The sequence below is a fragment of the Mesorhizobium sp. M6A.T.Cr.TU.016.01.1.1 genome, assembly GCF_003952585.1.
Taxonomy (GTDB): Bacteria; Pseudomonadota; Alphaproteobacteria; order Rhizobiales; family Rhizobiaceae; genus Mesorhizobium; species Mesorhizobium mediterraneum.
The window spans coordinates 2,163,076-2,187,143 of the sequence record NZ_CP034452.1 but is presented as its reverse complement, the minus strand read 5'-3'; the positions used below and the strand labels follow the sequence as shown (position 1 = coordinate 2,187,143).

Here is a 24,068-nt window from a genome sequence, read left to right as displayed (position 1 = left end):
CGGAGTGCCGTCGGTGCCAAGCTGGAGCACCCCTCATCCGTCGCCTTCGGCGACACCTTCTCCCACAAGGGGAGAAGGGGAGCCGCGCGAGGCGCAACGCCACCGCTCCCCGGAACAGGTGATGGCGAGGGCGAACGAGACCTACCCCCTCACCTTCGGCCGCCGATCCTTCCACGGCATCTCCCGTTCCAGCTGCGCGGAAACGGCCAGCACCGTTGCTTCGTCGCCATAACGACCGATCAGTTGCACGCCGATCGGTACGCCGCCGGCTGACCAGCCAAGCGGCAGCGAGATCGCCGGCTGTCCGGAGATGTTGAAGGGGAAGGCGAAGACGGCGTCCGTCCACTTCGCATTGTAGCGGTCGATGTCCGGTTCCGACATGTCGTAATAGCCCAACGGCCTCGGCAGTTGCGTCAAGGTCGGGGTGATGAAGAGATCGTAGGACGCGAGATCGCCGACGATGTCGCGGCCGATTTGCCGGATCGTCTCGACGTCGGAGATGTGGCGGATGCCGCTCGTTGCGCGGCCGCGCTCGATGATCGCCCAGGTTACCGGCTCGACGTCGCTTGGCGTCACCGGCCTGCCGATCACCGTTTCATGATAGCCGAAGGTTGCCGCCGTCTGCACGCAGGTCATGTTGGTGTAGGTTTTCCACACCGCATTGGCGTCGAGCGGCATGTCGTGCTCCTCGACATCGTGCCCGAGGTGCTCGAGCGCGGCGACCGTCGCCAGCACCGTGGCCTTGACCTCTGGGTCGATGGCCGTGCCGTATGGCGGCGTGACGGTGAAGCCGACGCGCAGTTTCTTCGGTGCACGCGACGAGAGGCTGAGCCAGCTGCCGCCCGGCACCGGCGGCGTATAGGGATCGCCCGGCAGCGCGCCGGCCACGGCATCGAGATAGGCCGCCGTGTCGCGCACCGTCCTGGAGCAGCACAGGAAATAGGCGCCGCCATACCAATAGTCGCCGAAGGGCGCCAGGCTGACGCGTCCGCGCGACGGTTTCAGGCCGACGATGCCGCAGCAGGAGGCCGGGATGCGGATCGAGCCGGCGCCATCGCTGGCCTCGGCGATCGGCACCATGCGCGAGGCGATGGCTGCGGCCGCGCCGCCGCTCGAGCCGCCCGGCGTGATGCCGTGCTTCCAAGGGTTTTTCGTCGCGCCGTAAAGCTTGGGTTCTGTGCTGATCGACCAGCCATTCTCGGGCGCATTGGATTTGCCGACGAGCACCAGGCCCGCCGCCTTCATGCGGCGCACCACTTCGGTGTCGAAATCGGCGACGACATCTCTCAGGAAAGAACAGGAGTTGGTGTTGGGCGCTCCGGTCCAGGACGAGCCCAGTTCCTTGAGCAGGAATGGCACGCCGGCAAAGGGCGTGCTTCTATCGACCGTCTCAGCCGAAGCCCGCGCCATCTCGTACAGGCGGTGGATCACCGCGTTCAGCGCCGGGTTGAGTCGCTCGATCATGGTGATCGCCGCCTCGACAAGCTCGGCCGGTGAGACTTCGCCGCGCTTCACCAGCTCGGCCAGATCCAGCGCGTCGGATTCGGCGTAGGTTTCCAGGAAGCTGTCGGTGATTTCGGCCATGTCTCTCTCCCTCGTTCTGCCGTGCCCGAACGGGCGCTCCTTCTTCCTTCTCCCCTTGTGGCAGAAGGTGGATTGGCGCGTAGCGCCAAGACGGTTGAGGGGTGCTGGACGGAGTGCAGTCGGTGCCAAGCTGGAACACCCCTCATCCGGCCGCGGAGCCTGTCCTCGGGCTTGCCGGACGCAAGACCCGTGGGCGGCCACCTTCTCCCACAAGGGGAGAAGGCGGAGCTAGGCCTCAGGCCAGCTCGACGGTCCGCCCTTCCGCGATGCTTTGCTCGGCGGCAAGCACGATGCGCAGGCTGTTGACCGCGGCATCCATTTGCTCGGTCAGATCGAGATCCTCGCGGATGGCGCGCAGGAAGAATGCCTGCTCGCGGTCGCAAAGCTCCTGGTGGCCGGGTTCGTCCTCCATGCTGACGATCTCGTCCGGCTTGCTGAAATTCTTGTCGCCGTCGACCTGTGCGTAGTGGATCTTGAGCGCATCGGTCTTGGTGTGGCGATCGATGTCGGCGGAGTTCGATACCTCAGCCAGTTCGGCCGCACTGCTCGCCTGCTGGCCGGCGACTATGGAGACCGCGCCCTTGGGGCCGACCACATCCTTCACGAAATAGGCGGTCTCGCTCATCATCGGCCCCCAGCCCGCCTCGTACCAGCCGACCGAGCCGTCATCGAAAGTAACGTGCAGATGGCCGTAATTCTGCTTGGCGGCGTCGGCCCACAGTTTGACGCCGATGCCGTGGACGCGCACCGGCTTGGCGCCGGTCAGCTGGCACATGACGTCGACATAGTGGACACCGCAATCGACGATCGGGATCAGCGAATCGATCAGGTTCTTGTGCCAGTGCCAGGCGCTGCCGCTGCTCTGCTGGTTGAGGTTGAGGCGCATGACCAGCGGCTTGCCGAGCGTCTTGCCGACCTCGATGAACTTGATCCAGGACGGGTGGACGCGCAGGATATAGCCGAGCACCAGCTTGCGGTTCTTGGCGCGGGCCGCAGCGACGACCTTTTCGGCATCCTCGATATTGGTGGCGAGCGGCTTTTCCATGAACACGTGGCAGCCCGCGTCGATTGCCTTCAGCGCATATTCGGCATGGGTGTTGGGCCAGCTGTTGATGGAAACGGCATCCGGCCTGGTCTCTTTCAGCGCCTGATCGAAATCCTCGTAGAGCGGATAGCCGGCTAATTCCGCCGGGATCTTTGTGTTGCTCTTGATCGTGCGGCTCATGATGCCGACGATCTCGAAGCCGTCCAGCCGGTGGTAGGCGCTGGCATGCGACGCGCCCATATTGCCCAGCCCAATCACCAGCACTTTCACCTTGTCGGTCATCTCAGCCTCCCAATTCTTCATTGAATTGTGCGCGGCGATCGGTTGCCGCTCGTATGTTTATCTGGGACAATCATCTCAGATCAGTCGCCGCCGCTCATTGCCCGGCCCTTTCCTCTCCCCCGTCGATCGGGGGAGAGGTGTCGAGCGAAGCTCGACGGAGTGGGGGTCGACCTTCGCGCCCGCCTGAGGTTACTTGCTCGCCACATTGTGCCTGTCTTGCGGCGACTGCGCGTTTGGCGAACGCCTTCCCCCACTCCGTCGCCGCTTCGCGGCGCCACCTCTCCCTCCTCCGGAGGGAGAGGAAAGGAGCCAAGGCAGGCCAAGGGCAGCGCCGGCATCGACAATTGCAGTCTTTACTTGACCGCCGAGTCGAACAGATGCGCCTTGATGTTATCGACATCGAGCGCGGCAAAGCCCTCTGACAGCTTGTAGCCATCGGCATCGGCCTTGACCTTGGCCTTGTCGAAGCTGTTGGCGGGGCCGATCAGCTCGTTGGTGCAGACGTCCTCGGCTTTCACCGGGCTGGTGATCTGGCCGATCTTGTGGATCTCGTCGAAGAAGCCCTGCCAGCTCGCCATGTCGTGCGAGCCCCAGCCTTCGCGCTTGTCCATGTCGCCGCGGAAGACGTTGATCTGCTGCAGGATCGAGGTGGTGCCGAGTTCCGGCCCGAGATTCTTGGCCAGCGTCGGGAACTGCTCGAACACCGCTTCGACGGCCGCGCGCGGATTCTGGTAGCCGAATTCGAGGCCCATCGCCCAGCCGCGCAGGTACTTTTCCAGGAACGCCTTGCGGTCGGGATCCTCGAGATCTGCTGCGCGCACGACGAAAGTGTTGGCCGGCAGCTTCGAATTCTGCACGCCGAGCCAGTATTCGAAGTCGAGGTTCTTGGCGATCCATTCGGCCCGCAGCCCTTCCCATGACAGGGCGGCGTCGCCCTGGCCGCCGGCAAGTGCGGTGCCCCAGGTCGGCCAGCCGGCCTCGACATACTTCACCTTCTTGATGTCGACGCCTTGCGCCGCCAGCAGCGGGTCAGTGATCGACTGCCAGGCGGCGGAGCCGAGCAGAATGGTCTTTCCTTCTAGCTGCTTCAGGTCGTTTGTTCCCTCGCCCTTGCGGAAAGCGAAGCTGAACGTGTCGCGCGCGCCCATGTGGAACACGGATTTGAGCTTCATGCCGTTCTGGATGGCGAAGGAGAAAACGCCGGGCGAAGGGAAGCCCATGTCGGCCTGGCCGACATCGACGAACTTCACCGTTGCGGTGCCGTCCGACGGACCCGGCTGCATGTCGGTTTCGAGGTCGCCGAAATAGCCGGCCTTCTTGGCCGCCCAATAGGGATAATCGTCCAGCACTTCGAGCGTGCCGCGCGGCGAGATCCACGTGAATTTTTCATAGGCCTCGGCCTTGGCCCTGAGGCTGGAAGCGCCGAGCGCAGTCGCCGTTACCAGGCCGGCACCGGTCACCTGCAGGAAATAACGGCGGCTGATCCTCGCACTATGGCTGATTGAACTTTCTTTGGTCATGGCATTCCCCTTTTTTGTTGATTTTCAGTCTCTTGCCGCCCGCCTCCCGGGACCTTTCGTCATTTCTGCGCTCACGCCTCCCAGCTCGCCCACTTCTTGCCGATCAGGAAGAACAGCACGTAGATCAGGATGCCGAGGGTCGAGAGGATCAGAACCACGGCGAAGAACTGCGGCATCTGGATCATCGACGAATAAGTGGTCAGCCGGTTGCCAAGGCCGAAGCCGCCACCGACCATCTCGGCGCCGACCGCGGTCAAAAGCCCGAAGATCGCGCCGATCATCAGGCCGACCAGGATCATCGGCAGCGCCATCGGCGCACGGATCTTCCAGAATATCTGCAAGGTGCTGGCGCCATAGGAACGCGCCAGCGCGATCTTGGCGCTGTCGACGCGGCGAAAGCCGGTCGCCGCATTGATCATCACCATTGGGCCGGCGGCGAGCGCCACCGCGATGATGCGCGGCGTGTAGCCAAAGCCGAAACGCAGGATCAGAAGCGGCACCAGCGCCAGCATCGGCGTGGTGACCAAGAGCAGGATGTAAGGCGCCACAATCTTCTCGGCGAAAGGGAATTGCGTGATCACCGCCGCCATCACCAGGCCAATGATGGCGCCGATCGAGAAGCCGGAAACAAGCTCCACCAGCGTGTATCCGAGATGCGGCGCAATCAGTGGGAATTCGTCGAACAGCGCGTAGGCGATCGCGCTTGGCGCCGGCATGATGTAGTGCGGCACATTGAAGAGCCGCAGCGCCAGCTCGATGCCGCCGATGATGATCACCGCGACCGCGATGATGGCGGCGACCTCGGCACCCGACCTGATGCCGGGGCCGCTGGCGAAGGCCGAAAGATTGGTCAGGCTGACGTCGTGCCCGTCGCCCGACTTTGTCTTCGAGAATTCCGGTATGGCGTCGCCTCCGCTCACGGCCTGATCCTCACAATTTCGGCGGTGCCGCGCTCCCGCGCCTTCGGCCGCACGCGTTCGCCGACAATGTCCATCTTGATCGTGTTGGTGAGATCGAAGACCTCCTTCGTCGCCATGATCTCCAGCGAGCGCGGGCGTGGGAATGGCACGCGATATTCCTTGGCGACGCGCCCCGGCCGCGCGCTCAGCACCACCACCCTGTCGGAAAGGAAGATCGCCTCCTCGATGCTATGGGTGATGAAGACGATGGTGGTTTTGGTATCGAGCCAGATCTCCTCGACGAGACGGTTCATCTCCTCGCGGGTAAAACTGTCGAGCGCGCCGAAGGGCTCATCCATGAGCAGGACGGAGGGCTTCAGCGCCAGCGCCCGCACGATCGCCGCGCGCTGCTGCATGCCGCCCGAAAGCTCGCGCGGAAACTTGCCGCCGAAGCCGTCTAGCCCGACGCGATTGACGAGGTGGGCAATCCAGGCGCGATCCGGTTTCTCGCCCTTGATCTCGAAGGGAAAATGGATGTTGGCGTCGAGATTGCGCCAGGGCAGCAGGTTCGCCTCCTGGAAGACGATGCCGATATCCGGATGCGGCCCGGTGATCTCTCTGCCGTCGAGCCGGATCGTCCCGCTGGACAGGCGATGCAGCCCGGACATCGACCACAAAAGGGTGGTCTTGCCGCAGCCGGACGGACCGACGATCGAGACGATCTCATTGCCGTGGACGTCGAGGCTGCAGCGGTCCAGCGCCAGAAGGTCGCCGGAAGCCGTGTGGTAGATCTTGGTCGCGTCCTGCACGCCAAGCTTCGGGGTTTTTGCACTGCCCGGGTTCATGCGCCCCTCGGTGATTGCGCGATGATCCAGTGGGTCATACGGTCGCAGAAATCAGTCTGTAACTATCCTACTTTACTGTCAAGCGCCGACCGCTGCTCTAGTCAGAGGGATCGTTTGTACCACGGCCACGTCCTTGTTTTAGCTAGCTTTTCTATTTCTTGAAAAGCTTGTTGCTTTCCTACATACTTCGGAAACCGGCCGCTTGAAGCGGAGCAGGCAAGCGGTGCGCAAACATGGTAGAGGTCGAGTTCCACGAACGTCAGGGGAATGATTCATGACCGAAGCTGAAGGCCATGTACGACTGACCTCGGGCGACGAACCCGATGGGCGCGATCATGTCAGGCGCATCCCCGACATCATCTCGCTGGTCAAGGACTCCTACGGTGAACTGCGCCCGGCGGAACGCCGCGTCGCCGATGCCGTGCTCGACGATGTCAGATTCGCGGTCGACGCTTCCAATGCCGCACTCGCTCAGCGCGCCGGGGTCAGCGAACCGACCGTGACCCGGTTCTGCCGCGCCATCGGCTGCGAGGGCGTGCGCGATTTCAAGCTGAAGCTGGCGCAGAGCCTCGTCGTCGGCGCGCTCTATCTGAGCAAGCCGCCGCCCACCAGCAGCGACAACGGCATGCCGTTCTGGAATGCCGTGTTCGGCGAGGCGCGCCGGGCGCTCCAGGAAGCCGAACGGCAGCTCGATCCGGCGCAGCTGGTGAAGGCGGCCGAGCTCATCGCCAAGGCGCGCCAGGTCACCGTGTTCGGCCTCGGCGGCAGCTCCTCGGCACTGGCGCAGGAAACCCAGTACCGGTTGTTTCGCTACGGCATCACCGTCAGCGCCCAGTGCGACCCGTATCTGATGCGCATGACTGCCTCGACCTTGAAGCCAAGCGATCTGGTGATCGCCATCTCGGCGACCGGACGCACGCGCGAAGTGATCGAGGCGGTGGAACTCGCCAAGCACTACCGCGCAAATGCGATCGGCGTGACCGCGCCCGACACCGACCTGGCGCGCGCCTGCGACGTCAGGCTGACGGTCGCGGTGCCCGAATATCCCGACACGCTGAAGCCGACCGCCTCGCGGTTCGCCTTCCTGGCCGCGATCGATCTGATGGCCGTGGCGGCCGCCTACAAGCTCGACGGCTCCGCCCGCGAGACGGTTCGCCGCATCAAATACAACGCCCAGATCCACAGGACGGGCAAGGAAATGGAACCGCTCGGGGATTGAGGAGCGCGGCTTCTTCTTCTCCCCTTGCGGGAGAAGGTGGATTGGCGCGTAGCGCCAAGACGGTTGAGGGGTGCTGGACGGAGTGAGACGTTGGTGTTCCTCTGGAACACCCCTCATCCGTCGCCTTCGCGACACCTTCTCCCACAAGGGGAGAAGGGAAGACCAGGCGGCGCCGGCCTCGGCAAGAAATTTCGCGCCATCTTTCGGCGGCTTGGAGAAGGAAAACAGATGCTCGACATGGCACCATCGAAACAGGCGGCCACCTGGCTTTCCTCCCTCGCCCGCGCGCTCGAGGCGGGCGACGCCGAGGCCGCGACCAACCTGTTCGTCGAGGACTGCTACTGGCGCGACCTGCTGACCTTCACCTGGAACATCAAGACGATGGAAGGCCGCGCGACGATCCGCGACATGCTGGATGCCACGCTGGCGACGACAAGGCCGACTGCCTGGCAGCTCAGTGGCGAAGCAAGCGCGGACGAAGGCATCGTCGAAGCCTGGTTCACCTTCGAGACGTCATCGGCATGGGGCCAGGGCATCATGCGCCTGCAGGACGGCCGGTGCCGGACGCTGTTCACGGCGATGACCGACCTCAAGGGCTTTGAGGAGCGCAAGGGGCCGGCGCGGCCTCTGGGTGTTCGCCACAAGGCCGATCCGGACCGCGAGACCTGGTCGGAGGCGAGAGCGCGCGAGACGCGTGAGCTCGGCGCCGGCCAGCAGCCTTATTGCCTGGTCATCGGCGGCGGCCAGGGCGGCATCATGTTGGGCGCGCGGCTGCGGCAGCTCGGCGTGCCGGCCATCATCATCGAGAAAAACGTTCAAGCCGGTGATTCCTGGCGCAATCGCTATCGCTCGCTCGTGCTGCACGACCCGGTCTGGTACGACCATCTGCCCTACATCCCGTTTCCGGAAAACTGGCCGGTGTTCACGCCCAAGGACAAGATGGGCGACTGGCTGGAAATGTACACGCGCGTCATGGAGCTCAACTACTGGACCTCCACGAGATGCGTCAGCGCCAGCTATGACGAGGCCGAAAAAATCTGGACGGTCGAGGTCGATCGCGCCGGCGAACGCATCACGCTGAAGCCTAAGCACATCGTCTTTGCGACCGGCGCCTATGGCCCGCCCCGGCGGATCGACCTGCCCGGCGCCGATGTTTTCCAGGGCGAAATCCTGCACTCCAGCCAATATTCCAGCGGCGAGAAATTCCGCGGCAGACGCGTCGCGGTCATCGGCGCGGCAAGTTCGGGGCACGACGTCAGCGTCGACCTCTGGGAGAGCGGCGCTGAGGTGACCATGATCCAGCGCTCGCCGACGACGGTGGTCAAGTCCGACACGCTGATGGAAGTCGGCTTCGAGATCTTTTCGGAAAAAGCGCTGGCCCGCGGCATCACCACCGAGAAGGCCGACATGATCGTCGCCTCGACGCCGTTCGCGCTGCTGCCGCAAAGCCAGCGGGCGCTCTACGACATCATCAAGGCGCGTGACGCGGCGTTCTACGACCGCTTGCGCGGCGCTGGCTTCGCCATCGATTTCGGTGACGACGAGACCGGACTGCTGATGAAGGCCTACCGCACCGGCTCGGGCTACTACATCGACGTCGGCGCTTCGGATCTGATCATCAACGGCGAGATCGGCGTCCGCAGCGGCGTCGGAATCAAGTCGCTGACGCCGACAGGGATACTCTTCGACGACGGCACCGAGCTTGCGGCCGACGTGGTCATCTCCTGCACCGGCTATCAGTCGATGAACGAGACGGTGGCGGCGATCGTCTCGCGTGAGGTCGCCGACAAGGTCGGCCCGTGCTGGGGGATTGGCTCGGGCGTGAGAGGCGACCCCGGACCATGGCAAGGCGAATTGCGCAACATGTGGAAGCCGACCGCGCAGGAGGCGCTATGGTTCCACGGCGGCAACCTGGCGCTGTCGCGTTTTTACTCGAAATTCGTGGCGCTGCAGATCAAGGCGAGGATGGAAGGGGTTGCGACCCCGGTTTATGGAGCGCCGGGGGTGAAGCCGTAATCTCCCTCCTTGAGGGGGAGATGGCCGGCAGGCCAGAGGGGGGTCGCCGCGGTCGAGCGCCAACCTCCATCCGTTGCAGGAAGGCGAGCCCGGTCGAACCGCCCCCCTCTGTCGCCTTCGGCGACATCTCCCCCTCAAGGGGGGAGATCACCCACGCCCGAAATGCCTAGCCACGACATCGATATGCGTGTCATGCGCATGCGCTTCGAAGCGCTCGGTATCGCCGAGATCGTTAGCCGCCTCGTTCGGCCACCAGGTGCCGCCGATCACGATGCCGTCCGAGATCAGCCTTTGCTCGGCGACCAGCGAGGCGCCGACCGCATCGACAAAGGTGAAACTGCCCGGGCGCAGCCGCAGCACGGCGATATCGCCGACGGCGCCGACCGTAAGCGCGCCAAGATCGGTCCGCCCGATCGCCTCGGCCGGGCGCTGTGTCGCCGCGTGCAGCACATCGACGAGCGGCATGCCGAGCGCGAGCAGCTTCGACATGCAGACCAGGATGTCGAAGGCCGGCCCGTCGACACAGTAGAGATGCACGTCGCTGCTGATCACGTCAGGCGCCAGCCCTTCGCTGAGCATCGCCTTGGCGACCTCGAAGTCGAACGAACCCATGCCGTGGCCGATGTCGAAAATGACGCCGCGTTCGCGCGCCAGCCGCATGTCGGGCCGCACCGCGCCCGAGGCGAAGATCGGTGCGTTGGGAAACGGCCGGAAGCAGTGGGTGAGAATGTCGCCCTTGCGCAGCCGCGGCAGCACTTCCGAGCGACCGGGCGGCGGCTCGTCGATATGCGCCATCAGCGGCAGGCCCGCCTGGTCGGCGGCCTCGAGCGCCAGATCGACCGGGGCAATGCCGCTGGTGCCGCCGGCATGGCGACCCGAGCGGACTTTCACGCCGACAACCACGTCTGCGTGCTCGCGCATCGCCGCCACCGTCTCGCGCGGTTCGCAGAGCCGGAGATCGCTGCACTCGCCGACCGAAACGGTCTGCGAGAAGCCGAAAATGCCGGCAAAGGAAATGTTGACATAGGCCAGGATGCGGACTTTCGAGCGCTCGATGACATGGCGGCGAAAGCCGAGGAAGTTGCCGGCGCCAGCACTTCCCGCGTCGATGAACGTGGTGGTGCCGCTTTTGGCGGCGAGGCGGTCGGCGTCGACGCCGAGCGAGGTGCCGCCCCAATAGACGTGGCTGTGCAGGTCGATGAGGCCGGGCGCGACGATGGAGCCCGTCGCATCGATGACGCGCGCGGCACGCTCGAACGGAATGTCGGCATCGATCGCCGCGATGCGGCCATCGGCAATGGCCAGATCGCGTTGCGCGTCGAGGCCGGACGCCGGGTCGATGACGCGGCCACCCTTCAGGAGGAGATCAAATTGCATCGGCGTCCGCCTCCGTTCTGTCTAGACCGGCCTGTAGGCGACGGCCTCGACCTCGATCTTGATGTCGATCATCAGCCGCGATTCGACGGTGGTGCGCGCCGGCGGATCCTTTGGAAAATGCCTGGCATAGATGGCGTTGAAGGCGCCGAAGTCGCTGGCGTTCTCGAGCCAGACCGTCGTCTTGACCACGTCCTCCATGGTGCAGCCGGCCAGCGCCAGCGCTGCCCTCAAATTCACAAGCACCTGCTCGGTCTGCTCGGCGATGCCGCCATTGACCACCACGCCGTCGCTGCCGACCGGAACCTGGCCCGAGACATAGACCATGTCGCCGGCCCGGACCGCCGGCGACAGCGGCACATGGGATGTTCCAAAACACTGCTTGGGCAAGGAATGGCCTCCTATTCAAAAATATCGGCGCTTTGTTATCCGGCAATCGCCGCAGAGCCGCGCGGTTCGGGCTCTTTCGCTGCGCCGGTTTGCCCGTTTCCTGCTGGAAGGTCTACGCCTGTCCCGGCGATTCTCATACAGGCTGTGTTGGAAAGCAACATTTTTTGGAATTCATGTTGCTTTATTACAAGAGCATCAGCATCCTGCTCGATCAGCGATTGCTTCGATGCATCCGGCAGGCGAGGATTGGGCGAAGGAAAAGCGAGGAGCCGCATGATCGATTTCGGTGGTGGCAGCGTGGTCGTGACGGGCGCGGCCGGCGGCGTCGGCAGCGCGCTGGTCGCCGTCCTGTCCGCCTGCGCGGCAAGGGTGGTCGCCTGCGATCGCGAGGGCACCGACTTGACCAGCGCCGGAATAGAAGAAGCGCATCATTTCGACCTGCTCGATGACGCCGCCGTGGCGGCGTTTGCCAAGCGCATCGGTAAAGGGGCGGCCCCAATGGCGGTCATCTCCAACGCCGGCTGGACGCGGGCAGAAACGCTCGCCGAGGTCTCGACGGCCGCCCTCGATCACGAAATGGATCTGAATTTTCGCAGCGCCGCACTGCTGTCGCAGGCATTGCTCCCCGTCATGCGCAACCAGCCGCAAGGCGCCGCCTTCGTGTTCATCTCCTCGGTCAACGCGCAAGCCCATTTCGGCAACCCCGCCTACGCCGCCGCCAAGGCAGCGCTCAACGCCTGGATGCGCGCCATCGCCACCGAGGAAGGCCGCAACGGCATCCGCGCCAACGCCGTCATTCCCGGCTCGATCCGGACCGGGGCCTGGGAGCATCGCCTTGCGCACAAGCCGGAGATCCTCGCCGCCGTCGGCAAGCTCTATCCGCTAGGAAGACTGGTCGAGCCGGTCGAGGTCGCCCGCGCCGCGGTGTTCCTGGCGTCGCCCTTTGCCAGCGGCATCACCGGCACGACCCTGAATGTCGATGCCGGCCTGATGGCAAGCAATCTGCCGTTTCTGGACCAGATCGGCGACTGATCGGATCAAGTCGAGCCTTCAATCGAGCGAAACATCGCAACACCCAAAACATCGCAACATAGGGGAGCAGAAGTGACCTTCGACAAGAATCCGTTTCCGCCCGGCGACGCCGACCGCCATGCGCTCTGGGAGATGCTGGTGCGGCGCGACATCGACGCCTTCCTCGGCCAGGACTGGACGATGGTCGAGGATGATTTCGTGGCCTCGAGCTTCTTCGGCATGCACGCCCATTTCCTCAGCGATGCGGATGCCTGGCGGCTGCAATTCCCGACGCTCGCCTCCTATCGCGACGAGTGGCTGCGCCAGGCCGGGGAAACCGCGGCGACCAAATTCGCCGAGCCGTTGCGCGAGGCGCTGTTCCGCATCACCAACATGCGCGACATCGATGTCGACGGCGACCGCGCCGTGCTGCACAAGAAGTTCAACGGCTCGGTCACCAAGCCCGACGGCAGCGCCGAGAGGTTGAAATGGCAAACCCTGTATTTTTGCGCCAAAGTCGAGGGTCGCTGGAAGATATCGGGCTTCGTCGGCTACATGCCGCACCCGCTCGGCAGCTAGAGGCCGGCCATCACGACGATGCCGGAACCTTTTGATGCCAGCGGGACAGCGCCCCCCTCTGTCCTGCCGGACATCTCCCCCACATGGGGGGAGATCGGCCGTCATCCCGGCTTTCGCCAATCTCCATCGTTGCAGAAGTGGGCGGGCGCTGAAGCTGCCAATCTCCCCCCTCGTGGGGGAGATGCCCGGCAGGGCAGAGGGGGGCGCGAAGGATCGCTACAGAACGGCTTTAGTTCTGCCCGCTCAGCGGTCGATCCGCGTCGACAGGATGATCGAAGACGACGTCCGCTCGACCCCGTCCATCGCGCCGATCTGGTCGAGAAGCGTGTCGAGATCCTTGATCGACGGCGCGTCGACGATGACGATCATGTCGAAGTTGCCGCTTACAGAATGCAGTGTCCGCACCGGTGGCAGCGCCTGTAGGCTGCGCACCACCTTGTCGGCAAGCTTGGGCGTGACGGTGAGCAGGACATGCGCCCGCACCAGTCCCTGTTCGTAGTCGGGTGAAAGCCTGACGCCATAGCCGGTGATGATGCCGCGCTGCTCCAGCCGCTCGATCCGGCTTTGCACGGTTGTCCGCGACACGCCGAGCCGCCGCGCCAACTCGGCCGTCGAGGCGCGCGCATTCGTCCGCAGCAGGGAGAGCAGGGCCTGTTCGGCGTTGCTAAGCACTTTCGACGAACCTCATCGGCATATTAATCAAGAAGCCACTTCGTTTCGAACAATTCCACGCTTCCTTTCGACAGGCAAGCTGCGATTCTATCGTCTTGAGAGAAGGTAAGGCGAGGGAACTGTCATGAAGAAAATCATCGTTGTCGGCGCCGGCAAGATCGGCTCGACCATCGCCGAGATGCTGGCTTCCACCGGCGACTATCACGTCACCCTCGTCGACCGCTCGGCCGCACAGCTCGGCGCGGCCGAACTGCCTGACACGGTCGAGACGCTCGAGCTCGACATCGAAGCCGCCGGCACGCTTGAAGCGGCCTTGGCCGGCAAGTTCGCGGTGCTCAGTGCTGCACCCTTCCACCTGACCACGCGCATCGCCGAGGCGGCGGCCAGTGCCGGCGTCCACTATCTCGACCTGACCGAGGATGTCGTCGCGACCCGGCGCGTCAAGGAATTGGCGCGCTCGGCCAACAGCGCCTTCATTCCGCAATGCGGGCTGGCGCCGGGCTTTATCTCGATCGTCGCCAACGATCTCGCCAGCCGCTTCGACACGCTGGAGAGCGTGCGCATGCGGGTCGGCGCGCTGCCGCAATACCCGTCGAATGCGCTGAACTACAACCTGACCTGGAGCACCGACGGCGTCATCAACGAATATTGCGAGCCTTGCGAGGCGATCGTCGAAGGCGAGCTGATCGAGGTGCCGCCGCTGGAGGAGCGCGAGGAATTCTCGCTCGACGGCGTCACCTACGAAGCGTTCAACACCTCCGGTGGGCTCGGCACGCTGGCCGAGACGCTGAAGGGCAAGGTGCGCACGCTGAACTATCGCACCATCCGCTATCCCGGCCACGCCGCGATCATGAAGGCGCTGCTCAACGATCTCGGCCTGCGCCACCGTCGCGACGTGCTGAAGGACATTTTTGAGAGCGCCCTGCCGGCGACGCTGCAGGACGTGGTCATCGTCTTCGTCACCGTCAGCGGCCGCAAGAACGGCCGCCTGCTCCAGGAGACCTACGCCAACAAGATCTACGCCAAGCGCGTCTGCGAAATAGTGCGCAGCGCCATCCAGATCACTACGGCCTCCGCCATCTGCGCCGTGCTCGACATGCTGGCCGACGGCACCTTGCCGGCGAAGGGCTTCATCAAGCAGGAGGACATCGCGCTCGACGCTTTCCTCGCCAACCGCTTCGGCCATGCCTATGCGCAGCATGAGATGGTTAGCCGGCTGGCGGGGTGAGGTGCCACCTCTGTGGAGAAGGATGGGAGCCGGAAGGAATAAGTTCGCGCCATTCCTCTCCCCCGTCGACCGGGGGAGAGGTGTCGAGCGAAGCTCGACGGAGTGGGGGTCGACCTGGCTCGGGCGCCGTTATTTCAGATCGGGGCGATGCCTCGCCCTAATTGAGCCCCTGTGGTGAGTTGTCAGCGGCGGCGCATTTGAGGACCGGCTTCCCCCACTCCGTCGCTGCTTCGCAGCGCCACCTCTCCCCCCTCCGGAGGGAGAGGAAAGGCGCCTGGCGACGTAGGTTCGCGCCGTTCCTCCCCTTGTGTCCAACAAGAGGGAAGAGTGAAGCACCTCAAATATGCAGCGCATGCCCCATCGCCTTCAGCGCCGCTTCCTGAAAACCTTCGCCCTGCGTCGGATGGGCATGGATGGTGCCAGCGATGTCCTCCAGCCGCGCGCCCATTTCCAGCGCCAGGCCGAAGGCCGTCGACAGTTCCGACACGCCCTGGCCGACCGCCTGGATGCCGAGCACAAGATGGTTGTCCGCCCGGGCAACGACCCGGACGAATCCCTCCTCACCCATCTTCGTCATGGCGCGGCCATTGGCGGCGAACGGAAACAGCCCGACCTTGACCTCGCCGCCGAGGGCCTTTGCCTCGTCCGGCGACAGGCCTGCGGTGACCAGCTCCGGATCGGTGAAGCAGATGGCGGGAATGCAGCGCTTGTCCCAACTGCGCTTGTGGCCGGCGACGATCTCGGCGACCATTTCGCCTTGCGCCATCGCCCGATGCGCCAGCATCGGCTCGCCAGTGACGTCGCCAATGGCAAAGATACCGCGCATCGAGGTGCGGCACTGGTCGTCGATGCGGATGAATTTCCCCGCCATGTCGAGGTCGATCTGGTCCAGCCCCCAGTCTTCGATCACCGGCTTGCGCCCGACGGTGACCAGGATCCTGTCGGCAGCGATCTTGGCATTCTTGCCGTCCTTCGTCTCGACCAGCAGCGCATCGCCCTTAGTCGACAGCCCCTTGGCCTTGGCGCCCACCAGCACCTCGATACCGAGCTCGGTGAGCCGCTTCACGACCGGCCGGGTCAGCTCTGCATCATACAGCGCCAGCACGCGCGGCAAAGCCTCGACCACGGTCACCCTGGCGCCCATCTTGGCGAAGGCAATGCCGAGCTCGAGCCCGATATAGCCGCCACCGACGACGGCAAGCCTTTCCGGCACTTCGCTCAGCCCAAGCGCTTCGGTCGACGAGATCACCGGCCCACCAAACGGCAGCGACGGCAGCTCGACCGGCGCCGAGCCGGTCGCGATCACCACCGTCTCGGCGCGGACCACCTGCATCCCGGTCTCGGTCTGGACCTCGACGGTCTTGCCGTCGCGGAATTTCGCCCAGCCGTGCACGGTCTTGACCCCGGCCTTCTTGAGCAGGCCGGCGACGCCACTATTCAGTCGGCTAACAATACCGTCCTTCCAGGCGATGGTGGCTTCGAGATCAATGGATGGTGCTGCGATTGAAATGCCGAGCGGGCTCTTGCCGCCGGCCATGTGGGAGATCTTCTCGAACTCCTCGGCCGCATGGATCAGCGCCTTGGACGGAATGCAGCCGACATTGAGACAAGTGCCGCCCGGTTTGCCGAACTCGACGATCACCGTGTCGATGCCGAGCTGGCCGGCGCGGATGGCGCAGACATAGCCGCCAGGCCCGGCGCCGATGACGAGCAGCTTGCAGGAGATTTCCTTCATGTTGTGACCCTAACTCGTCGCCGCACTCGATCCGAAGAAACGTTCTGTAGCGATCCTTCACGCCCCCCTCTGTCCTGCCGGACATCTCCCCCACGAGGGGGAGATTGGCAACTTCGGCGCTTCGCCCGTTCCTGCAACGTTGGAGATTGGCGAAAGCGGTGGCGACGTCCAATCTCCCCCCTTGTGGGGGAGATGCCTGGCAAGGCAGAGGGGGGCGCTGTCCCGCCATCATCTCGATCGTTCCGCCCTAATCCACGAAAATCAGCGCCGGGGTCTCCAGCAGCGTCTTGATCCGTTGAATAAACACCGCGGCGTCCCAGCCGTCGATGACGCGATGGTCGAAGCTGGAGGACAGGTTCATCATCTTGCGCGGAATGAACTGGGTTCCGTCCCATACCGGCCGCACCATCATCTTGTTGACGCCGATGATCGCCACTTCCGGGTGATTGATCACCGGCGTCGTCGCGACGCCGCCCATGGCGCCGAGCGAGGTGATGGTGATGGTCGATCCCGAAAGCTCGTCGCGCATCGCCGTGCCTGATTTGGCGGCCTCGGCCAGCCTGATGACCTCGGCGGCGCAATCCCAGATGTCGCGCGCCTCGGCGTGCTTGACCACCGGCACCACCAGCCCCGAAGGCGTCTGCGCGGCGATGCCGATATGGACGCCGCCATGCTGGTGGATGATGCCGGCCTCGTCGTCGAACAGCGCGTTGATATTGGGCTGGTCGGCAATCGCCCTGACCATCGCTCGCATTAGGAACGGCAGCAGCGTCAGCTTCGGCCGTTCCGCGCCGCCGCGCTTCTCCTTGTTGAGCGCGGCGCGCAGATCCTCGAGCGCGGTGACGTCGATCTCCTCGACATAGGTGATGTGCGGGATGCGCGACTTGGCCAGCGCCATTTTCTCGGCGATCTTGCGCCTGAGCCCGATGATCTTGATGTCCTCGACCGCCTCGTTGCGGGCGAGGCCGGAGACTTTCGCGAGCTGCGGTCCACGCGCCAGAAACGCCTCGATGTCCTCATGCTGGATACGGCCGGCCGGGCCCGTTCCCGCGACCTGCCGTAGATCGACGCCGGCCTCTTTTGCCCTGAGGCGGATGGCGGGCGACGCCAGCGGCTTTTCGCCTTCGGGGCGCGGCGCGCTGCTAACCCTGGACCTGACGCCGTCATCCTCGGGCTCGTCCCGAGGATCTACCGACCTCTCGGAACTGGTCGCGTCATATCCGTGTGGGACGGCAGATCCTCGGGACGAGCCCGAGGATGACGGCGCTAAATTGAGTGATGACGGCTCCAAGCCCGAGGACGGGCGAGCCCGTGCATCGTCAGTACCCTCCGCCGTAACGTCCGCAAGCGCCTCGCCCGCGCTGACATTGCCCTCTCCCGCCACTTTCAACCTGACAATGGGCGAGCCGATCGCCACCGTGTCGCCGATCTCGGCGCCAAGCCACAGGATTTCGCCATCGACGGGCGACGGAATCTCGACCGTCGCCTTGTCGGTCATCACAGCGGCAAGCACCGCGTCCTCGCGCACGAGATCCCCGACCTTGACCTGCCATTCGACCAACTCGGCCTCGGCGACGCCTTCGCCGACATCGGGCAGCTTGATTACATATTCGCCCATCGTCAGGCCTCCCCTACCGAGGCGTTTGCGCTGCCCCTCACCCCCGCCCATTCCGGGGCGAGCCGCTTGTCTCGCCCGTCCTTGGGACCCCCGTGGAGAACGGGGAGAGGGGGATCGCCTGCGTGGCGGCCAGCCCCTTCTCCCCGTCCCTCACGGGGAGAAGGGGCTGGCAGGCAGATGAGGGGCGGCGCCATGGTTGGCAATTGGTCCGAAGCGATTGCTCTGCCTCCCATCATCAGGCCTCCATCGTCTCAAGCAAGGCCCGGCCGAGCCGGGCGGGACCTGGAAAATAATCCCACTCCTGCGCGTGCGGATAGGGCGTGTCCCAGCCGGCGACCCGCGCCACCGGCGCTTCCAGATGATAGAAACAATTTTCCTGCACCAGCGCCGACAGCTCGGCGCCAAACCCCGATGTCAGCGTCGCCTCGTGCACGACCACGCAGCGGCCCGTTTTTCTCACCGAGGCGACAATCGTCTCGAGATCGAGGGGCAGCAGGGTTCTCAGATCGATGATCTCGGCGTCGATGCCGGTCTCCTCGGCCGCCGCCTGCGCGACATAGACCATCGTGCCATAGGCGAGCACGGTGACAGCGGCACCCTGCCGCCGGATCACCGCCTTGCCGAGCGGGACCGTGTAGTGGCCGTCGGCGACCTCGCCGAGCTCATGTTTCGACCACGGCGTCACCGGGCGCTCGTGATGACCGTCGAACGGGCCGTTGTAGAGCCGCTTCGGCTCCAGGAAGATCACCGGATCGGGATCCTCGATCGCCGCGATCAGCAGGCCTTTGGCATCGTGCGGATTGGACGGCACGACGACCTTCAGGCCGGAAACGTGGGTGAACAGCGCCTCCGGGCTCTGGCTGTGGGTCTGGCCGCCGAAGATGCCGCCACCGGTCGGCATCCTGACCACGATCGGACAGGTGAAATCGCCGTTCGACCGGTAACGCAGCCGCGCCGCCTCCGAGACGATCTGGTCGTAGGCCGGATAGACATAGTCGGCAAACTGCACCTCGACGCAAGGTTTTAGGCCATAGGCGGCCATGCCGATGGCCGAGCCGACGATGCCGGCTTCGCTGATCGGCGCATCGAAGCAGCGGCTCTTGCCGTACTTCGCCTGCAGCCCTTGCGTGCAGCGGAAGACGCCGCCGAAAAAGCCGACATCCTCGCCATACACGATGACGCGTTCGTCGCGCGCCATCGACACGTCCATGGCATCGCGGATCGCCTCGATCATCGTCCGTCTTGGCATGATCAGACCCCTGCCTGCTGGCGCTGGCGCCTGAGATGCGGCGGCATCTCGGCATAGACGCCCTCGAACATGTCGCGCGCCGAGGGCTTGCCGCCGGCATGCAGCGTGCCGTGCCGCTCGGCCTCCCTTTGCGCCGCGATCACCGTTTCGAGGATTTCTGCCTCGGCCTGGGTGTGGCGCTCGTCAGACCAGACGCCGCGCTGGATGAGGTGGTTTTTCAGCCTGACGATCGGGTCGCCGAGCGGCCATGCGTCGGACTCGGCCTTCGGCCGGTAGGCGGACGGATCGTCGGAGCTCGAATGCGCGCCGACGCGGTAGGTGACGTATTCGACCAGCGTCGGCCCGAGATTTTTCCGCGCCCGCTCGGCGGCCCATTTGGCCACCGCATGGACGGCGAGGTAATCGTTGCCGTCGACCCGCAGCGAGGGAATGCCGAAGCCGAGACCGCGCGCGGCGAAAGTGCCGGAGCCGCCCCGGGCGATGCCCTGAAAAGTCGAGATCGCCCACTGGTTGTTGACGACGTTGAGCACGACCGGCGCCTTGTAGGTCGAGGCGAAGACCAGCGCCGAATGGAAGTCGGACTCGGCGGTCGAGCCGTCGCCGATCCAGGCGGCGGCGATCTTAGAATCATTGCTGATCGCCGAAGCCATCGCCCAGCCGACCGCCTGGATATATTGCGTCGCCAGATTGCCGGAGATCGAGAAGAAGCCATGCTCCTTCGACGAATACATGATCGGCAATTGCCGCCCCTTCAGCGGGTCGGCCTCGTTCGAATAGATCTGGTTCATCATCGTGACCATCGGATAGCCGTCGGCGATGAGCAGGCCGGCCTGCCGGTAAGTCGGAAAGTTCATGTCGCCCGGCGCCAGCGCCTTGCGGAAGGCGCAGCTCACCGCCTCTTCGCCGAGATGCTGCATGTAGAAGGAGGTCTTGCCCTGGCGCTGCGCCATCTGCATGCGGGCGTCAAAGCTGCGCAGCGTCATCATGTGGCGCAGTCCTTCCAGCAATTCGTCGTCGGAAAGCAGGCCGGCCCATGGCCCGACGGCTTCGCCGGAGCGGTTGAGCACGCGGATGATCGAAAACGCCAGATCGCGGATGGTGCGCGGATCGACATCGATCCCCGGGCGCGGCACCGAGCCAGCTTTGGGGATGGTCACGTCAGAGAAATCCGGCGTCCCGCCCGGCCGCACCTCCGGCTCCGGCACATGGAAGCGCAACATTCCTGCATCGGCCATGACCACGATCCTCCAATGTTGCCTGGCGCGATAGTTGCACACCGCCGGACCAGTGCCAATTCGTCGGGCAAGGCTTCAGGCCAGCGACGCACCGGCCAGCACTCGCCAAGATGAAGATATGTCGGCGAAATTTCTTGTCGATCTTCCGCCGCCACGCGCAATTTGGCGTATGATTGCGCCGGGTTTCCCGCCAGATGAGCAATTCTCGGCGGATTGAGGGGCTTCGCGCTGCGTCTCCTTCTCCCCTTGTGGGAGAAGGTGGCCGAGCGAAGCTCGGTCGGATGAGGGGTGTTCCAGCCTGGCAAGGACGGCGCTCCGTCCAGCACCCCTCAACCGTCTTGGCGCTGCGCGCCAATCCACCTTCTCCCACAAGGGGAGAAGGAAGAAGGAGCCCCGCCGTTCACCCCGCGCCCGCATCATGCTAACCATCCCCCCATGGCACAGAAGAAAGGTTACGAGGTCGATTCGTGGTTGGCGCGGCCGGATCCGCGCGTCTCGATCGTCCTGCTCTACGGTCCCGATCGCGGGCTCGTCGCCGAGCGGGCCAAGGCCTTTGCCGGCAAAACCGGCCTGCCGCTCGACGATCCGTTCTCGGTGGTCAGGCTGGACGGTTCGGAAGTCGATCGCGACGAGGGTCGCCTGCTCGACGAGGCGAGGACCGTGCCGATGTTTTCAGACCGGCGCCTGCTCTGGGTGCGCAATGCCAGCGGCCAGAAGGCACTTGCCGACGACGTCAAGGCGCTGACATCAGAGCCCGCGCAGGATGCGATCATACTCATTGAAGCCGGCGACTTGAAGAAAGGCGTCGGCCTGCGCGCCATCGTCGAGGCGGCCGACATTGCCATGGCGCTGCCGTGCTACGCCGACGAGGCCCGCGACATCGACACGGTCATCGACGACGAATTGCGCAAGGCCGGCATGTCGATGACGCTGGAGGCGCGCCAGGCGCTGCGCCGGAACCTCGGCGGTGACCGGCTGGCCTCGCGCGGCGAGATCGAGAAGCTGGTGCTTTACGCCCATGGCCAGACCGAGATCGGCATCGAGGACGTCAAGGCGACATCGGGCGACGTTTCCGGTCTCTCCTTCGACGACGCCGTCGATGCTTTGCTCGAAGGCAAGGTCGGCGACTTCGACATGGCCTTCACCCGCCACTGCCAGTCCGGCGGCCAGGCTTTTCTGGTGCTGTCGTCGGCGATGCGGCAGTTGCAGGCGATCCAGGCGATGCGCGGCCTGATGGACACCGGCGGCCGCAACGCCGCTTCGGTCGTTGCCGCGGCGCGCCCGCCAGTTTTTTTTACCAGGCGCAAGCTGGTGGAGAAGGCCCTCGAACGCTGGAGCAGCGAGGCGCTTGGCCGCGCTTTGACCAGGCTGCAGACGGCGGTCCTGCAGACGCGCCGACGGCCGGATCTGTCGGTGGCGCTGGCACGGCAAGCGCTGCTCGGCATTGCCGTGGAGAGTGCCCGGCTGGCTCAGCGCGGATGATCTCCCCCCTTGAGGGGGAGATGTCGCCGAAGGCGACAGAGGGGGTCCCAGCGCGTGGAATGCCGACGCCTTTCGCGACGACAGACGACGTAGGCGCTTTATGTGAGCCGACCCCTTCTGGCCTGCCGGCCATCTCCCCTCGAGGGGGGAGGTCAGCAGCCTCGGCGATTTCGCCAATTACCAGAGCACTGAAAAAGGAAGGGCGGCATTCGCCAGCCCTCGTTGTATTACCAGGGCGAAGATGTCCGCCGGGTTGCTCCTAAGCCGAAGATTATTTGCCGGCTAAAAACATGCGTGCCTCAGCACCTACCGCTCCTGCTTCAACCGCCTGCACAATTCATCGAGCTGGTCCAATGTCCGATAGGCGACGCGCAGCACGCCGCCGCGTTCCTTGTGCTCGATCGTGACGATCATGCCTATCGTGTCGGTCATCAGCTTTTCCAGCGCCAGCGTATCGGCATCTTTTTGCGCCGGTTCCGCAGGCTGTCGTTTTACGGTTGGAGCGCCCGCCGGCATCTGCGCCAGCGCTTCGGCCTGGCGCACCGAAAGCCCCTCCTCGACGATCCGCTTGGCCAGGCCCGCCGGGTCCTCTGCCGTCACCAATGTGCGGGCGTGGCCGGCCGACAGCGCGCCGTCGACCAGCATGTCGCGGATCGCGTCCGGCAGCTTCAGCAGCCTCAGCGTGTTGGCGACATGGCTGCGGCTCTTGCCGATCACCTGGCCGAGATCGGCCTGGGTGTAGCCGTGATCGTCGATCAACTGCTGGTAGCCCATCGCCTCCTCGACCGGATTGAGGTCGGTGCGCTGGACGTTTTCGATGATCGCCAGCTCGAGTGCGGTGCGATCGTTGACATCGCGCACGATGATCGGGATCTCGCTCAGCCCGGCGCGCTGCGCCGCCCGCCAGCGCCGCTCGCCGGCGATGATCTCGTAGCGGCCAGCTTGCGTCGGCGACGGCCGCGCCACCACCGGCTGCACCACGCCGTGCTCGCGGATCGACTGGGCAAGATCGGTCAGGTCGGCGTCGCCAAAATGCCGGCGCGGATTTTTAGGGTTCGGGCTCAGGAACTCGATCGGCACCTTGCCGTCGGCATTCATGCCCTGCTTTTCCACTGCTGCCGGACGATCGATTTCGCCGATCAGCGCGGCCAGTCCCCGCCCCAGTCTTTTTCTTGAAAGGTCTTCGCTCATCGTCTGTCCAGATCGTTTCGGTATCGAATTATCTTCTGCAAGTCGCAATCCCGATGCATTAGGCGGCGCGCAGTTTGCGCTCGCGGCGGATCACCTCGGAGGCAAGCTGCAGATAGGCCTGGCTGCCGGAGCATTTGAGGTCGTACAGGATCGCCGGCTTGCCATAGGACGGCGCCTCGGAGACACGCACATTGCGCGGGATGACGGTTTCGTAGACCTTGTCGCCCATATGCGCCCGCACATCCTGCACCACCTGGTTGGCGAGGTTGTTGCGGCCGTCATACATGGTCAGCACGATGCCCTGAATGATCAGATCGGGATTGATCGAGCGGCGCACCTGCTCGACCGTCTCCAGCAACTGGCTCAAGCCTTCAAGCGCGAAGAATTCGCATTGCAGCGGCACCAGGACCGAATCGGCCGCCGCCATCGAGTTCAGCGTCAGCAGATTGAGCGATGGCGGACAATCGATGAGCACGTAGCCGAATGGCGCGCCACGCTCGCTCGCGGCACGGAGAGCATTGCGCAGCTTGAGCACCCGGTCGGGCGCGGAAGCGATCTCCATCTCGATGCCGAGCAGGTCGAGTGTCGACGGCACGATCGACAGCCCGGGCACCGCCGTCGGGATCGCCGCTGCTTCCAGATCCAGCTCGCCAGTCAGCACGTCATAGGACGAGACGGTACGGTCCTTGCGCTCGATGCCAAGGCCTGTCGAGGCATTGCCTTGCGGATCGAGGTCGACGATCAGCACCTTTTCGCCGATCGCCGCCAGCGCCGTGGCTAGGTTGATGGCCGTCGTCGTCTTGCCGACGCCGCCCTTCTGGTTGGCTACGGTGATGATTCGGGGGCCATTCTTAATCATGGGTCTATGCCAGAAATTCATTCCGAGGTCGCCGA

Annotated in this window: 21 protein-coding genes; 6 read left to right on the top strand and 15 right to left on the bottom strand. The window is 64.6% G+C overall.

All coding sequences use genetic code 11. The features are described from left to right. Positions 1 to 141: 141 nt before the first annotated feature. The 5 genes from EJ075_RS10290 to EJ075_RS10265 form a co-directional block, all read right to left on the bottom strand. Complete coding sequence (locus tag EJ075_RS10290) at positions 142 to 1,584, bottom strand: amidase (protein ID WP_095484809.1); 1,443 nt, start codon at positions 1,582 to 1,584, stop codon at positions 142 to 144. A gap of 235 nt (positions 1,585 to 1,819) precedes the next feature. After that, positions 1,820 to 2,911, bottom strand: coding sequence for a Gfo/Idh/MocA family oxidoreductase (locus tag EJ075_RS10285; protein ID WP_095485108.1), 1,092 nt, complete (start codon positions 2,909 to 2,911; stop codon positions 1,820 to 1,822). Between the two features lie 353 nt (positions 2,912 to 3,264). Then, positions 3,265 to 4,431 (bottom strand): ABC transporter substrate-binding protein, encoded by a 1,167-nt coding sequence (locus tag EJ075_RS10275; RefSeq protein WP_126104282.1) that lies wholly within the window; start codon positions 4,429 to 4,431, stop codon positions 3,265 to 3,267. Positions 4,432 to 4,502: 71 nt separating this feature from the next. Continuing rightward, on the bottom strand, positions 4,503 to 5,351 hold the full coding sequence (locus tag EJ075_RS10270) for an ABC transporter permease (protein WP_126104281.1): 849 nt from the start codon (positions 5,349 to 5,351) through the stop codon (positions 4,503 to 4,505). Next, positions 5,348 to 6,175 (bottom strand): ABC transporter ATP-binding protein, encoded by an 828-nt coding sequence (locus EJ075_RS10265; RefSeq protein ID WP_126104280.1) that lies wholly within the window; start codon positions 6,173 to 6,175, stop codon positions 5,348 to 5,350. Before EJ075_RS10265 ends, EJ075_RS10270 begins: the two co-directional genes overlap by 4 nt. A 274-nt stretch (positions 6,176 to 6,449) precedes the next feature. Between EJ075_RS10265 and EJ075_RS10260 the strand changes: the two genes are divergently transcribed. Together EJ075_RS10260 and EJ075_RS10255 are read left to right on the top strand one after the other, a co-directional pair. After that, positions 6,450 to 7,394: a MurR/RpiR family transcriptional regulator gene (locus EJ075_RS10260; protein ID WP_126104279.1), complete on the top strand. Its 945-nt coding sequence runs from the start codon at positions 6,450 to 6,452 to the stop codon at positions 7,392 to 7,394. A 228-nt stretch (positions 7,395 to 7,622) separates the two neighbouring features. Continuing rightward, positions 7,623 to 9,410 carry an NAD(P)/FAD-dependent oxidoreductase gene (locus EJ075_RS10255; RefSeq protein ID WP_126104278.1) on the top strand — a complete coding sequence of 596 codons (1,788 nt, stop codon included), beginning with the start codon at positions 7,623 to 7,625 and terminating at the stop codon, positions 9,408 to 9,410. 147 nt (positions 9,411 to 9,557) lie between these two features. Here the strand turns inward: EJ075_RS10255 and EJ075_RS10250 are convergent, their stop codons facing one another. The 3 genes from EJ075_RS10250 to EJ075_RS10240 are packed head-to-tail and all read right to left on the bottom strand — an operon-like array spanning position 9,558 to position 11,449. Further along, positions 9,558 to 10,787, bottom strand: coding sequence for an amidohydrolase/deacetylase family metallohydrolase (locus EJ075_RS10250; RefSeq protein WP_126104277.1), 1,230 nt, complete (start codon positions 10,785 to 10,787; stop codon positions 9,558 to 9,560). A 21-nt stretch (positions 10,788 to 10,808) separates the two neighbouring features. Then, positions 10,809 to 11,174, bottom strand: a complete 366-nt coding sequence (locus tag EJ075_RS10245; RefSeq protein WP_126104276.1) for a RidA family protein — start codon at positions 11,172 to 11,174, stop codon at positions 10,809 to 10,811. 35 nt (positions 11,175 to 11,209) lie between these two features. After that, positions 11,210 to 11,449, bottom strand: a complete 240-nt coding sequence (locus tag EJ075_RS10240; RefSeq protein WP_126104275.1) for a hypothetical protein — start codon at positions 11,447 to 11,449, stop codon at positions 11,210 to 11,212. On the opposite strand from EJ075_RS10240, the gene EJ075_RS10235 reads away from it, so the two are divergent. Next, positions 11,448 to 12,206 (top strand): SDR family oxidoreductase, encoded by a 759-nt coding sequence (locus EJ075_RS10235; protein WP_126104274.1) that lies wholly within the window; start codon positions 11,448 to 11,450, stop codon positions 12,204 to 12,206. The two genes, EJ075_RS10240 and EJ075_RS10235, sit on opposite strands and share 2 nt — an antisense overlap. 72 nt (positions 12,207 to 12,278) lie before the next feature. Further along, on the top strand, positions 12,279 to 12,764 hold the full coding sequence (locus tag EJ075_RS10230) for a hypothetical protein (protein WP_126104273.1): 486 nt from the start codon (positions 12,279 to 12,281) through the stop codon (positions 12,762 to 12,764). 243 nt (positions 12,765 to 13,007) lie between these two features. Here EJ075_RS10230 and EJ075_RS10220 read toward each other — a convergent pair whose 3' ends face one another. Then, positions 13,008 to 13,436, bottom strand: coding sequence for an Lrp/AsnC family transcriptional regulator (locus tag EJ075_RS10220; protein ID WP_126104272.1), 429 nt, complete (start codon positions 13,434 to 13,436; stop codon positions 13,008 to 13,010). Between the two features lie 124 nt (positions 13,437 to 13,560). Between EJ075_RS10220 and EJ075_RS10215 the strand changes: the two genes are divergently transcribed. Further along, the gene (locus EJ075_RS10215; protein WP_126104271.1) at positions 13,561 to 14,664 is read left to right on the top strand and encodes a saccharopine dehydrogenase family protein; all 1,104 of its coding nucleotides are present in this window, start codon (positions 13,561 to 13,563) and stop codon (positions 14,662 to 14,664) included. 337 nt (positions 14,665 to 15,001) lie between these two features. On the opposite strand, the gene lpdA is transcribed toward EJ075_RS10215, so the two are convergent. From lpdA to EJ075_RS10190, 4 genes are all read right to left on the bottom strand, one after another. Continuing rightward, positions 15,002 to 16,399 carry a dihydrolipoyl dehydrogenase gene (gene lpdA / locus EJ075_RS10205; protein ID WP_126104270.1) on the bottom strand — a complete coding sequence of 466 codons (1,398 nt, stop codon included), beginning with the start codon at positions 16,397 to 16,399 and terminating at the stop codon, positions 15,002 to 15,004. Between the two features lie 247 nt (positions 16,400 to 16,646). Continuing rightward, the gene (locus tag EJ075_RS10200; protein ID WP_126104269.1) at positions 16,647 to 18,017 is read right to left on the bottom strand and encodes a dihydrolipoamide acetyltransferase family protein; all 1,371 of its coding nucleotides are present in this window, start codon (positions 18,015 to 18,017) and stop codon (positions 16,647 to 16,649) included. 235 nt (positions 18,018 to 18,252) lie between these two features. Beyond that, a complete protein-coding gene (locus EJ075_RS10195; RefSeq protein ID WP_126104268.1) occupies positions 18,253 to 19,266 on the bottom strand; it encodes an alpha-ketoacid dehydrogenase subunit beta in 1,014 nt (337 codons plus the stop codon). Positions 19,267 to 19,268: 2 nt separating this feature from the next. Continuing rightward, positions 19,269 to 20,501 (bottom strand): 3-methyl-2-oxobutanoate dehydrogenase (2-methylpropanoyl-transferring) subunit alpha, encoded by a 1,233-nt coding sequence (locus tag EJ075_RS10190; RefSeq protein ID WP_126104267.1) that lies wholly within the window; start codon positions 20,499 to 20,501, stop codon positions 19,269 to 19,271. Between the two features lie 435 nt (positions 20,502 to 20,936). On the opposite strand from EJ075_RS10190, the gene holA reads away from it, so the two are divergent. Further along, positions 20,937 to 21,983 (top strand): DNA polymerase III subunit delta, encoded by a 1,047-nt coding sequence (gene holA / locus EJ075_RS10185; RefSeq protein WP_126104266.1) that lies wholly within the window; start codon positions 20,937 to 20,939, stop codon positions 21,981 to 21,983. A gap of 306 nt (positions 21,984 to 22,289) precedes the next feature. Here holA and EJ075_RS10180 read toward each other — a convergent pair whose 3' ends face one another. Beyond that, complete coding sequence (locus EJ075_RS10180; protein ID WP_126104265.1) at positions 22,290 to 23,174, bottom strand: ParB/RepB/Spo0J family partition protein; 885 nt, start codon at positions 23,172 to 23,174, stop codon at positions 22,290 to 22,292. 58 nt (positions 23,175 to 23,232) lie between these two features. After that, complete coding sequence (locus EJ075_RS10175; protein ID WP_126104264.1) at positions 23,233 to 24,033, bottom strand: ParA family protein; 801 nt, start codon at positions 24,031 to 24,033, stop codon at positions 23,233 to 23,235. Positions 24,034 to 24,068: the final 35 nt, after the last annotated feature.